This window comes from Lacinutrix sp., from assembly GCF_023299985.1.
Classification (GTDB): domain Bacteria; phylum Bacteroidota; class Bacteroidia; order Flavobacteriales; family Flavobacteriaceae; genus Lacinutrix.
Genome location: NZ_JALZVX010000096.1, coordinates 1 through 11,913, shown reverse-complemented (window position 1 = coordinate 11,913; position 11,913 = coordinate 1). Strand labels below are relative to the sequence as shown.

Sequence of the window (11,913 nt, the reverse complement as noted above, 5' to 3'; positions counted from 1 at the left end):
AATGTTATAGAAACACAATACTAGTTTCTTTCCATTTGTAAAGTAAAAGTATTTTAATGGTATTTTAAAACAAAGTAAGTCTAGATTCATGAATTTCGACTCGAAATTCGTAAATTTAGAGTATAATATTTTCTTTTATTTATGTTAAAAAAACCTTACTAATTACTATTGCGCTTTTTATACAAAATAGTTTTGCACAGGTAACAAAACAAGAAGATTCCTTAATTAATAAGCCCTTTGAATATTTTGAAAAAAAGTTAAAAAATAACGCTATAAATAATACTTTAAAAAGCATTTATATTGATGCTTACTTAAATAAAGCGAAAAAAGAAAAAGACACTGTAAATATTGGACATGGGTTTTATTATAAGGCTGAAGAAAACTTAGTCCATGTAGATGGTAGTATTTATTCTTCACCAGAAAATAAAAAATTAAACGAATTAGCTTTAAGTTATTCTGATAGTATTATTTATTACACAAAAAATATAGACCATAGAATTTATCCTGGTTTAGGCTACATTTTAAGAGGCTTTCTTTATCATGAATTAAGTAATGAAAAAAAAGCCCTTCAGGAATATTTAATTGCCTATAATTATGCCAAAAAGAATAACAATATAATACAGTTAGGAGATATAAAATATGCAATCGATTATATAAAAAATGGAGGGTATTCTAATATTTTAGATACAAAAAAAGAGCTAGACTCATTAATTCTTATTAAAAATAAAGGAAAACATGACGTGCTAGGTTATTTACATGTCTTAAAAAATTATATAAGTGAATTACAACGAGAAAAAGATTATACACTTGCAGAACACTACATAAATGAAGGCATTAACAAATCTATTACTTTAGGACAAAATGATGCTAATTACTACAAGAGTTTTGTATTCTCTTCTGGAATAAATTATTATTTTAAAAAAGAATACAATCGTGCTTTAGACAGCATTAATAAAGCAGAAAGCAAACTTGGTATAAATTCATTGTCTCTAGCATACTATTTAAAAGGTAAAATTTATAAGACTCAAGACACTGTAAAAGCTATAAAATATTTTAATAAGGTGGACTCTATTTTTCAAATAAACCATACTAACATTTATGGTTTGTTTAATAATTATAAATCGTTAATTACTATTCACAGAGCTAATAATAATTACACGCAACAAATTGAGAATATCGACAAATTAATAGTTGCAGATAGTATTGTAAACGCTAATAAAATATACTACGAAGAGAAAATTTTAAATGAATACGAAATACCCAAATACAAATTTGAAAAAGAAAAGATAATTAATAACTTAAAGGAAAAGAGCGAAAACAGAACGCAAGTTGCCTTATATCTATACACAATAATAGCTTTAGCCTTTTTAACTGCCTTTTATTTTTTTAGAAAACAAATAGTTTATAAAAAGCGATTTAACCAACTCGTACTCGACACTAAAATTACTAAAACTCCAATTGTAACAAAAGAAGAAGTAACCAATAAATTAGATATCTCAGAAGAAAACATTGCTAACATAATTGTTAGTTTAGGTGTTTTTGAAACAGAACTTGGTTTTTTAGATAACAATATTAACTTAACTAAGTTGTCTAAAAAAATAGGCACAAACTCATCTTACCTCTCTAAGGTGATTAATAAAATCAAGAAAAAATCTTTTTCGCAGTATTTAAACGACCTCAGGATTGATTATATAATTAAAGAATTAAAAAATAATTCTTTACTAAGAAAACACACTATCTATGCAATAGCTCAAGAAATTGGGTTTAATAACTCAGAATCTTTTTCGAAAGCATTTTATAAAAAAGCTGGTATCTATCCTTCTTATTTTATAAGACAATTAGAAAAAGATGTTACTTAATTAATATTAAATTCGTAATTTAAATTTTTGTAAACAACGAATAGCATAACATGGCAAAATCCATTACTCCATTTTCTAAAGCGCAGCTCTTACCACAAGAGGAAACTTTAGAGATTTCTAAAAGCAAAAGCGCACTATTTATTGGTATTCCTAAGGAAACAGCGTTTCAAGAAAAGCGTGTTTGCTTAACTCCAGATGCGGTTTCGGCAATTGTAAACAATGGACATCGCGTACTTATAGAATCTGGAGCTGGAGAAGGCTCGAAATTTAGCGATAAAGAGTACAGCGAGAATGGTGCAGAAATAACCAACGATGTTGCAAAAGTCTATGCTTGCCCAATGCTATTAAAAGTAGAACCTCCTACTCTAGAAGAATTAAAATTAATAAAACCACAGACTATATTAATTTCTGCTTTACAATTAAAAACACAATCTAAAAAATATTTTGAAACACTTGCTAGTAAACGTATTACTGCATTAGCCTTCGAGTTTATTCAAGACGATGATGGTGCTTATCCTGCAGTTCGCGCATTAAGTGAAATTGCTGGAACAGCAGCAGTTTTAATAGCATCAGAGTTATTAAGCAATACAACCAATGGTAACGGATTAATGTTTGGTAACATTAGTGGTGTTCCACCAATAGAAGTTGTTATTTTAGGTGCAGGAACGGTTGGCGAATTTGCTGCTAGAAGCGCTATTGGCTTAGGTGCAAACGTTAAAATTTTCGATAATTCTATTACTAAGCTACGTTGTGTACAAACAAACTTAGGTAGAACACTTTACACCTCGACCATACAACCAAAATATCTAAAAAAAGCTTTAAAACGTTGCGATGTAGTTATTGGTGCTGTTCGTGGTAAAGATCGCTCTCCAGTAATAGTTACAGAAGATATGGTGGAGCAAATGAAAAAAGGCGCTGTAATTATTGATGTTAGTATAGATATGGGTGGCTGTTTTGAAACTAGCGATGTTACATCACACAAAAAACCAGTATTCGAGAAACATGGTGTAATACATTATTGTGTGCCAAATATTCCTGCACGTTACTCAAGAACAGCATCTGCTTCTATTAGTAATATTTTTACACCTTATTTACTTAAAATTAGTGAAGATGGTGGTTTAGAGCACTCACTACGTATGGATCATGGACTTAAAAACGGACTCTACTTCTACCATGGTATTTTAACCAATCGTGCAGTTGGCGAATGGTTTGATATGAGTTATAATGATATAAATTTACTTATTTTTTAAAGTTTAGTCACAAATTCACCAACACAAAATTTAAACTCTCTGTTTTAAAACTTGAATATCACGACTATATAATTGATGATTTACTATTATAAATCGGTTATATTATCGAAATTTGTTCAAAATTATGTGATTCTGAAACAAGTTCAGAATGACGAAAAAGAATGCTCATGAGTTTACTTAAACGTTTTGGTTATTATTTTGGAGGTTTTTCTATTGGCTTAGTTATTTTAGCCTTTTTTTTAAATGGAAAAAAAGCGTCTTGCGATTATGGTCCAGACGCAAGAACATTAAAGAATATTAGAAGTAAAACCTTAGTATATTCTGATGAAGCTAAACTATTTATGACCTCAAAAAGTATTGATACCACTAATATAAACTACATTTTATTTAAAGGTGATATTGATTTTTCTAAAAGCGATAGTAGAAAAAAACCTTGTAGTGTTTATTTTGTTGAAGCAGAGATTAATGGCCTAGATACTAGTATTTATGTAGAAAACTGCGAAACTATTGCAACCATAAATGCTATAGAAATTATAGATTAATTTTTTCTGCGTTTACGTTCCTTTTTTAATAGCGATAACTCTCGACTGGTTTGTCCTGCTACAGATGTGTTTTCTTCGGCACGCCTAATTAGGTAAGGCATAACATCTTTTACTGGTCCAAAAGGCAAGTATTTTGCAACATTGTAACCACTTTTAGCAAGGTTAAAGCTAATATGATCGCTCATACCATATAATTGCCCAAACCACACACGATTATCTTCTTTACTAATATTTAATTGTGCCATTTGCTCTAAAGCCAAATAACTACTTTCTTCATTGTGTGTGCCAATAAATATAGAAATATCCTCAAGGTTTTCTAAAATATAACGTTGGCAGTTATTAAAATTATCGTCCGTTGCTTTCTTGTCTGCACAAATTGGAGAATCGCATCCTTTTTCTTGAGCTCTTTCCCGTTCTTTTTCCATGTAAGCACCACGAACAATCTTAAAGCCTAACTTATAGCCTTTAGCTTTAGCACGCTTATGCGACGCTTTTAAAAAATCTAGCCTGTCCCAACGATAGGTCTGTAAAGTGTTATAAACAATAGGCACATCTTTATTATAGATAGCCATCATTTTTTCTATTAATTCGTCTGCTGCATCTTGCATCCAGCTTTCTTCTCCATCAATTAACACTTCTACATCCTTAGATTTTGCTAGTTTACAAAGCGTATTAAAACGACCTTCTATTCTATTCCACTCTTCAGTTTCTAAATCTGTAAACGCTTTACCTTCTCCTTTTTTTTGAAATAAAGCAAAACGCCCTAAACCAGTTGGTTTAAAAACAACAATTGGCATCGCTTCTTTTTTATCTGAAAACTCAATAATTTTTGCTAAACGCGTTGTGGCATCATCAAATTGATTTTCTGATGCTTTGCCTTCTACCGAATAATCTAAAACAGAACACACACCTGCTGTAAACATTCTGTCTATAGCTGGCAAGCAATCTTCCTCGTTTACGCCTCCACAAAAATGATCAAAAACAGTAGCTCTTATTAAACCTTCTACAGGTAAATTTGCATTTAAAGCAAACCTAGTTGCAGCAGTACCAATACGAACCAATGGTTCGTTTGCTATCATTTTGAATAAAAAATAAGCACGCTCTAATTGAGAATCACTTTTTAAAGCGAAAGCGACTTCGGTATTATCGAAAATGTTTTTTGATGTCATTCTAGGAAAATTATTTATACAAATATAAATCAACTAATTTATATTTCTTGGCACGCATTTAAACTATTTTTGTTGTATTAAAACTAATTTAGTAAATACTAATATTTTAATTAAGTTCTTAAAAAAGGTCTTATTTTTACAACTTAACAACACACTATCTAATGACTTCTATTACAACACAAGATTATACTATCCATTTTAATAACGAAGGCTACAAAGCTCTAAATGAGCATTTAAAAGCATTAAATTATTCTAAGGTTTTTATTTTATGCGATACCAATACAAATATTGATTGTGTTCCTTTTTTATTAGCAAATATTAGTAGTGACATTGCTTACGATATTCTAGAAATTGATCCTGGAGAAGAATCTAAAAACTTAGATATTTGTTTGGGTCTTTGGGAAGCCTTATCTGAATATGGTGCAGATAGAAAAAGTCTTATTATTAATATTGGAGGTGGTGTTGTTACAGATTTAGGTGGTTTTGTAGCTTCTACCTTTAAACGCGGTATAGATTTTATTAATATTCCCACATCTCTATTAGCAATGGTTGACGCCTCTATTGGTGGAAAAACAGGTATAGATTTAGGGACGTTAAAAAACCAAATAGGCGTAATAAACACACCAGAGCTTATTGTTGTTGATACTTCTTTTTTAGAAACATTACCACAATTAGAGATGCGTTCTGGGCTAGCCGAAATGCTTAAACATGGTTTAATTTACGATGAAAAATATTGGAACAAAGTTCAAGACTTATCGCAATCTACACTAGATGATTTAGATGCGTTAATCTATGAATCCATCATAATAAAAAAGTCTATTGTTGAGCAAGACCCAAAAGAACAAGCTTTACGCAAGACTTTAAATTATGGGCATACTTTAGGCCATGCAATAGAATCTTACTTTATGGAAAGTGAGACTAAAAAGCGTTTATTACATGGCGAAGCTATTGCTATTGGTATTATTTTAGCAAATTTTCTTTCTGTTAAATACTGTGATTTTTCCGAAGAAAAAAATAATAGCATAAAAAGTATAATTAAAGCTATTTATGGTCATGTGGAAATTACTGAAGCAGACCACTCACCAATTATCGAGCTATTAAAATACGATAAGAAAAACGAGAATGGTAATATTAATTTTGTGCTTTTAGAAGCCATTGGCAAGCCAAAAACAGATTGTATTGTAGATAACGAAGTTATATTAGAAGCGTTTGCGTTTTATAAAGCGTAATTAGATATTAGTTTAAAACTAAATATTAGGTTCTGGCTTATTAAGTAAAAAGTGATGATTTAGCCAAAATTCAAGAACTTAATATTACAAATAACGCTCTCTAATAATATCGCAATGGTGTTTTTCGTGACCTGCTATTAAAAAACCTAAAGCACGAACAGAAACCTCTCCTCCTCCTGCAATACCTTTTCTTTTTAAAATTTCGCTATCACTACCAAACGTTTTGTAAAGTATTATTGTAGCTTTCCTTAATAAAGTGTATTCTTGTAACAAATCTACCATAGACCTTTCATTTGCAAGACTCTGCTCAACGTAACCATCTTGCTCAAAACCAGCAACAGGTGTTTTATCTTTTCTTGCAAAACGCAATGCTCTGTAGGCAAAAATACGTTCAGAGTCTATTAAGTGGTTTACAATTTCTTTAATGGTCCATTTATTATCTTCATATCGATATTCAAGTTTTCCTGAAGGTAAAGACTCTAAAAAGCTAATTGTTTCTTCTAATCCATCTACTAAACCATCTAAAAGTACTAAATCACCAATCTTGTTAATATAAGGTTGAAAATACGGTAAATACTCATCTTTACTTAAATCTTTAACTTTCATAATTCTAAATTTTAGATAAAAAAAAATCCTTTAGCAAGATAACTAAAAGACTTCAATTTAACAGTATTAAAATGCGCTATATAGAACTAAAAATATCGTGCATTAAACGTTTTTTATCGTTTAGACTTTCTTCTAAAGAAATCATTGTTTCTGTTCTATAAACACCTTCAATAGCATCTAGCATAAAAATAATATCTTTTGCATGTTCAGTATTTTTTGCTCTAATTTTACAAAAAACATTAAATTTTCCAGTAGTAACGTGTGCTACAGTTACAAAAGGAATATCGTTAATGCGCGCTAAAACAAAATGTGTTTGCGATGTGTTAGTAAGAAAGACACCTACATAAGCAATAAATGAATAGCCTAATTTTTTATAGTCTAATGTAAGCGATGATCCTTTTATAATTCCTGCATCTTCCATTTTCTTTACTCTAACATGAACTGTTCCTGCAGAAATTAATAATTTTTTAGCGATATCTGTAAAAGGAACTCTTGTATTATCGATCAACATATCTAAAATTTGGTGGTCGACTTCGTCTAGTTTAAATTTTGCCATTTTTGTTTATTTCCTTAAATATAAATCAAAAATAATACATTTTTATTGAATTTTCCACACCAAAAATACAGATTAGTGAAATTTTAATGAAAATTTAGCATTATCAATTATCACGAAATCGTTTGCGTAATTAAAATCTATTAAATTCTTTTGTTTGCCAAACACTTCGTTATCATTAGCATTCAAATAGTTGTGTGAGAAAAAAGTATCAAGATTCTCCATCTTTTCAATTTTAGGAATAAAATGTATTTTTTTATCAATTAATTTTTCTTGATACTGAATTGCGATGTCTAATGTCTCACTTTTAAAACGTGCATTTTTAATAATAACATCAAAAAACAGTTTTTTGTTCTGAGGTATCATTAAATATTCTTTATAATCTTCTAAGTCAATAGCGTTGTCAACAATCGTTTTTAGTGCAACTATATAAGATTGAAAAACGTAACCTCTTACTATCTCTCTATCATAATCATTAGCAATATGTCCAGCTTCAAATAAAATAGTAGGCGCATTTAAACTCTGAAAAGTATCACCAACGCAGTTAATATTAAAGGCATCATCGTAGGTACCTACTTGGTTTGGCAAAGTTTTCTGTAACATTCTATTTATTTTAACTATAACAGACATAGCAACCTTTCTATTGTCTGTAATTGTACAGTCAACATCTTGAGCAGGAGACAAAAAGGACAAACTAGCAGAGTTATTAGTATTACCAGCACTAAATATGGTGCGTTGACCATGCAGATTAAAACAATAATGAGGTTTAAAGTTATTAAAAACCGTACTAAGCACTACACTTTCTGGTTGAGAAAGGTTTTGCGCATCTCTATTTAAGTCCACAGCATTAGCATTTACTCTAGTGTAAGCTTTAGCGCCATCTGGATTTAAAATAGGAATTATAACAATTGTACAAGCTTTTAATATTGAATTTGAACTAGAATCGTTAGTAAAAAAGTTTAATAAATCGAAAATAGACTTAGTAGTCGTCGATTCGTTACCATGCATTTGAGACCACATTAAAATCTTTTTGTTACCAGAACCTACAGTAATAGAATAAATATTTTCTTCTAAAACAGATTGCCCAATAACTTTAATTTTAAAACTATTGGCATGTTTTTTTAGTAGAGGAGTAATATGTTCTGTGTTAATATATCGTCCAAAAAGGGCAGTTTCTTTATGTGTTTTAAAAATAGATTTCAAAGCATTATCTGGCATATAGGTTTTGTTTGTGTTACAAATGTAAACATTATCTATTTTACAATTGTAAACATCGATTGTTACAAATGTAATTTACAAGTGTAACCAACAAGTTATCTAATAACTCTATTAATACTGCAGTTTAAACAATAAGCAACTTAATTATATAATTAATAATTTAATTATTTGTTTTTCAGTAATTTAAATGTGTATATATAAAGTTTTGATTTAATTATAATAGTTAATATACTTTACAATTGTTATTATATTTTTTGTTAAATACACATTTGTAAACATGGTATTTGATTTTGATTGTTTACATTTGTATTAGAATGATAAACAACGAAGAATTTACTAAAAGACTAAAAAAAGTCATTGATTATTATGGTGAAAGCGCTTCTTCTTTTGCCGAAAAAATAGGTGTGCAGCGCTCTAGTATTTCGCACATACTTTCTGGCAGAAATAAACCAAGTTTAGAATTTGTATTAAAAGTACTTGCCTCTTTTCATGAAGTAGAATTGTATTGGTTAATGAATGGAAAAGGAAATTTTCCTTCAACTAAAATTGAAGAGCAAAAAATTGAACCAAAACCAAAATCTCAAAATGAAGATTTATTTTCAAAGTCTGAAACTGAAAAACCACAAAACGAAATTTTAGAAATGCCTTCAAAATTAATTTCTTCAAATTCTAAAAAAGAAATTGATCGCATTATCATTTTTTATAAAGATGGTAGTTTTTCAAATTTTGAGAATTAAGGAATGTACTTCATAAAAAAACAAATTCGCGATTCTCAGGATTACACTTTTTTTCTTAAAAAACCATTTTTAAAATCACCATTTAGTAAGTTTGTATAAAATCAGTTTTATGAGATTTATTATTACTATTCTACTTTTATTTATACTTTCTAGTTGTCAAAATATCGAGCGTAATTGTAATGATTATAAAACCGGTTATTTTGAATTTACATTTAATGATAACGGTAAAGAAAAAACGGCTAAATTTTTAAGGACTGAGAATTTGAATATTGATTTATTTGAAGGTAAAATAGATTCTGCTTCTATTAGATGGATTAATGATTGTGAGTTTATACAGAAAAAAATAAACCCTAAAAACATGGCTGAACAACGCGCTGTCCATTTTAAAATAATTTCTACAACCAAAGAGTCTTATACATTTCAATACCAAGATGCTTCTCCTGATGCTAATAAGAAGAAACGTGTTGAAAAAGGTGTTGCTTATCGTGTTGAAAAATTTAAAATTACTAATTAATAGAACAGATGAAATACACATGCTGCTTTTTAATACTGGTTACACTAATTAGTTGTTTGGAATCTGAAGACAACGCTTCAATAACTATTATAGATCATACTATTTTTACAGAAAATTTTAATAATCAAATTCATATAGATGAATTTTGGGAAGATACTTCACAGAATGAAAGCCCAATGAATTATGCTATTAATAATGGTAATTTTAAAATTACCACAAGAGCAAACGAAGTAGATCGTGTAAAAATTAAAACTAAAAAAGAAGATTTTGGTTTAGGACGTTACACTTGGAGAATTTACACAAGCGAAAGAACTATTGGAGACCGAAACAGTATTGGTGCCTTTTTATATTCTGATGATGACCATGAACTAGATTTTGAAATTGGCTCTGGCAAGACCGAAGTTAGAAATACATTAAATGCTGAAGAAGACGATTTGGTTGTGTATTGTACTTCTCAAAACTTTCCGTTTATCTCTACTCCTTTTTTAATTAAACATAACCAATGGCATACTTTTTCTATAGAACTACTTCAAGAGGAAACAGATAGCAACTATACCGTAAAATGGTATGTTGATGGCGCTCTTTTACAAACACAAGTATTAGATTATAGTACAGAAACAGTATTTAGTGTCTATTGTAGTTTAGAGAATTTAAACTTTATTGGAGACCAACTACCAAGTCAAGAATATTCTGTTTTGTTTGATAGTTTTAAACTTGAAGAATAAACACCTTAATACAAAACTATACTAATCTACTTTTACAAAATAACCTAGCTCTATTAATTCGCTTCGCTCTTTTATCTCTCTTAAATAACCATCTTTTAAAAAAGTAATAGTATCTGCTATTTTTAGTACATTTTCATAATCATGATCTGTAATAATAACACCTTTATTTTTACTGACTTCTAAAATACATTCTGCTATATACTCTTTAAGAATTGGACTCACGCCATTAAAAGGCTCATCCAACAAAATAAATTTTGAATTAGAATGAATTAATAATAGAATCTCCACTATCCTTCTTTCTCCTCCAGAAAGCTCCTGACTTGTCCTATTTAATAAAGGCTTTACAAATTGGTTTGAGAGTAATTTTTCTCTATAACGTTTTTCCAGAAATAGATTAATAATTTTAGAAATTTTAATACCATTAGGCAAAAAATGTTTTTGTGGCAAGTAATTTATTAATCCTTTACAGTCTAATGTGTTATTAATTAATTTACCATGAACTCTTACAAACTTGTTTTCAGCTTTTTCAACACCAAAAATAATTTTTAATAAAGTAGATTTCCCGCAACCATTTCTACCAATGAGTCCTTTTATTTCACCTATTTCGCAAGATAAAAAGATATCAGACAAAATTACTCTATTGTTGTAAGACTTAGTGATACTATCAACAAAAAGGCTCCTCATAAAAATGTAAATATTATAACATTAATAAAGCCTATAAATAAGGTTGAGAACCACAATTGTAACTTAGTAATACCTAAGTTATAATAGTAAAAATATTCGTCTTGATTTTTTAATTCATAAATAAAGAAATGTAACATTAGCATAACAAACATAACCGAAACACCAACAACATTAATATTCTTAAACAAAATGGCTATAGGAATAGAAATGATATAAGAGGTAAAGACTATTTTCTTTTGAAATAAGAGTATGTTTTTAAGAAGTCTCAAATTTTGGTTTTATGATAATTATTTAAAAATAATTATCATAAAACTAAACTATCAGAATATTAAGTTAATTCTATTTAAAACAAAGACGTCTGGTCTTCACCTTCTTGGTCTTCTTTCTTCTTTTTTATTGCTCTTTCTAATGCTTTTTTAGCTTTGTCTTCGTTGCTTTTAAATTCCTTTATTGGTTTTTCTATTGCAACAACAGGAACATCTATAGGCAAAGTGTTTTCTAATATAACCTCATCATTTACTTCAATCTCTTCTGCAGGAAGTTCCTCAGGCTCTTCATGTGGTAAAGACTCTAATAAATTAACCTGGTTTACTTTATGTTTTGTTAACTGATTTCCTAAAGCAGATAAGCCTTTTAGCGAAATAAATTCTTCAATATTTATTGTTTCACTATCACGCCTATCTTTACCTCTTTCTTTAACAAATATAATTTCTGCCATTGGCTTCCAATCTGTAGATACAATTTCTAATTGCGATTTTTCATGTTCTGTAATAAATAATTCTTCTTTACTTTCGTTTTCTATTAAAAAACGTTTAACGTAATATTTC

12 protein-coding genes and 1 pseudogene are annotated in these 11,913 nt (G+C 29.1%); 7 read left to right on the top strand and 6 right to left on the bottom strand.

Annotated elements, in window-relative coordinates:
* Positions 1-740: 740 nt before the first annotated feature.
* The 3 genes from Q0C58_RS04765 to Q0C58_RS04755 all read left to right on the top strand — a co-directional run bounded on the left by Q0C58_RS04765 (position 741) and on the right by Q0C58_RS04755 (position 3,651).
* Positions 741-1,859, top strand: a complete 1,119-nt coding sequence (locus Q0C58_RS04765; protein WP_290698179.1) for a helix-turn-helix domain-containing protein — start codon at positions 741-743, stop codon at positions 1,857-1,859.
* A gap of 50 nt (positions 1,860-1,909) precedes the next feature.
* A complete protein-coding gene (locus Q0C58_RS04760) occupies positions 1,910-3,109 on the top strand; it encodes an alanine dehydrogenase (protein WP_290698177.1) in 1,200 nt (399 codons plus the stop codon).
* Between the two features lie 167 nt (positions 3,110-3,276).
* The gene (locus Q0C58_RS04755) at positions 3,277-3,651 is read left to right on the top strand and encodes a hypothetical protein (protein ID WP_290698175.1); all 375 of its coding nucleotides are present in this window, start codon (positions 3,277-3,279) and stop codon (positions 3,649-3,651) included.
* Here the strand turns inward: Q0C58_RS04755 and Q0C58_RS04750 are convergent.
* Positions 3,648-4,820 (bottom strand): proline dehydrogenase family protein, encoded by a 1,173-nt coding sequence (locus Q0C58_RS04750; protein WP_290698173.1) that lies wholly within the window; start codon positions 4,818-4,820, stop codon positions 3,648-3,650. The two genes, Q0C58_RS04755 and Q0C58_RS04750, sit on opposite strands and share 4 nt — an antisense overlap.
* A 161-nt stretch (positions 4,821-4,981) precedes the next feature.
* Here Q0C58_RS04750 and aroB point away from each other — a divergent pair, with 161 nt between their 5' ends.
* A complete protein-coding gene (aroB, locus tag Q0C58_RS04745; protein WP_290698171.1) occupies positions 4,982-6,049 on the top strand; it encodes a 3-dehydroquinate synthase in 1,068 nt (355 codons plus the stop codon).
* A gap of 84 nt (positions 6,050-6,133) precedes the next feature.
* Here aroB and Q0C58_RS04740 read toward each other — a convergent pair whose 3' ends face one another.
* The 3 genes from Q0C58_RS04740 to Q0C58_RS04730 form a co-directional block, all read right to left on the bottom strand.
* Positions 6,134-6,655, bottom strand: a complete 522-nt coding sequence (locus tag Q0C58_RS04740) for a DinB family protein (RefSeq protein WP_290698169.1) — start codon at positions 6,653-6,655, stop codon at positions 6,134-6,136.
* Between the two features lie 76 nt (positions 6,656-6,731).
* On the bottom strand, positions 6,732-7,211 hold the full coding sequence (locus Q0C58_RS04735) for a winged helix-turn-helix transcriptional regulator (protein ID WP_290698167.1): 480 nt from the start codon (positions 7,209-7,211) through the stop codon (positions 6,732-6,734).
* A 72-nt stretch (positions 7,212-7,283) separates the two neighbouring features.
* Entirely contained in the window at positions 7,284-8,426 is a 1,143-nt protein-coding gene (locus tag Q0C58_RS04730; protein WP_290698165.1) for a M14 family zinc carboxypeptidase, read from the bottom strand.
* Positions 8,427-8,740: 314 nt separating this feature from the next.
* Between Q0C58_RS04730 and Q0C58_RS04725 the strand changes: the two genes are divergently transcribed.
* The 3 genes from Q0C58_RS04725 (at position 8,741) to Q0C58_RS04715 (ending at position 10,402) form a co-directional block, all read left to right on the top strand.
* Entirely contained in the window at positions 8,741-9,163 is a 423-nt protein-coding gene (locus Q0C58_RS04725; protein ID WP_290698163.1) for a helix-turn-helix domain-containing protein, read from the top strand.
* 109 nt (positions 9,164-9,272) lie between these two features.
* Positions 9,273-9,677: a hypothetical protein gene (locus Q0C58_RS04720; RefSeq protein WP_290698161.1), complete on the top strand. Its 405-nt coding sequence runs from the start codon at positions 9,273-9,275 to the stop codon at positions 9,675-9,677.
* A gap of 8 nt (positions 9,678-9,685) precedes the next feature.
* The gene (locus Q0C58_RS04715) at positions 9,686-10,402 is read left to right on the top strand and encodes a hypothetical protein (RefSeq protein ID WP_290698159.1); all 717 of its coding nucleotides are present in this window, start codon (positions 9,686-9,688) and stop codon (positions 10,400-10,402) included.
* A 21-nt stretch (positions 10,403-10,423) separates the two neighbouring features.
* On the opposite strand, the gene Q0C58_RS04710 is transcribed toward Q0C58_RS04715, so the two are convergent.
* Entirely contained in the window at positions 10,424-11,086 is a 663-nt protein-coding gene (locus Q0C58_RS04710; RefSeq protein WP_290698156.1) for an ATP-binding cassette domain-containing protein, read from the bottom strand.
* Between the two features lie 343 nt (positions 11,087-11,429).
* Positions 11,430-11,913 (bottom strand): annotated as a pseudogene (locus Q0C58_RS04705) (DNA gyrase/topoisomerase IV subunit A); the annotation flags it as partial.

Coding starts and splice junctions, on each gene's coding strand:
- Q0C58_RS04760 (WP_290698177.1), top strand. CDS start 1,910: ATGGCAAAATCCATTACTCCATTTTCTAAAGCGCAGCTCTTACCACAA.
- Q0C58_RS04755 (WP_290698175.1), top strand. CDS start 3,277: ATGAGTTTACTTAAACGTTTTGGTTATTATTTTGGAGGTTTTTCTATT.
- Q0C58_RS04750 (WP_290698173.1), bottom strand. CDS start 4,820: ATGACATCAAAAAACATTTTCGATAATACCGAAGTCGCTTTCGCTTTA.
- aroB (WP_290698171.1), top strand. CDS start 4,982: ATGACTTCTATTACAACACAAGATTATACTATCCATTTTAATAACGAA.
- Q0C58_RS04740 (WP_290698169.1), bottom strand. CDS start 6,655: ATGAAAGTTAAAGATTTAAGTAAAGATGAGTATTTACCGTATTTTCAA.
- Q0C58_RS04735 (WP_290698167.1), bottom strand. CDS start 7,211: ATGGCAAAATTTAAACTAGACGAAGTCGACCACCAAATTTTAGATATG.
- Q0C58_RS04730 (WP_290698165.1), bottom strand. CDS start 8,426: ATGCCAGATAATGCTTTGAAATCTATTTTTAAAACACATAAAGAAACT.
- Q0C58_RS04725 (WP_290698163.1), top strand. CDS start 8,741: ATGATAAACAACGAAGAATTTACTAAAAGACTAAAAAAAGTCATTGAT.
- Q0C58_RS04720 (WP_290698161.1), top strand. CDS start 9,273: ATGAGATTTATTATTACTATTCTACTTTTATTTATACTTTCTAGTTGT.
- Q0C58_RS04715 (WP_290698159.1), top strand. CDS start 9,686: ATGAAATACACATGCTGCTTTTTAATACTGGTTACACTAATTAGTTGT.
- Q0C58_RS04710 (WP_290698156.1), bottom strand. CDS start 11,086: ATGAGGAGCCTTTTTGTTGATAGTATCACTAAGTCTTACAACAATAGA.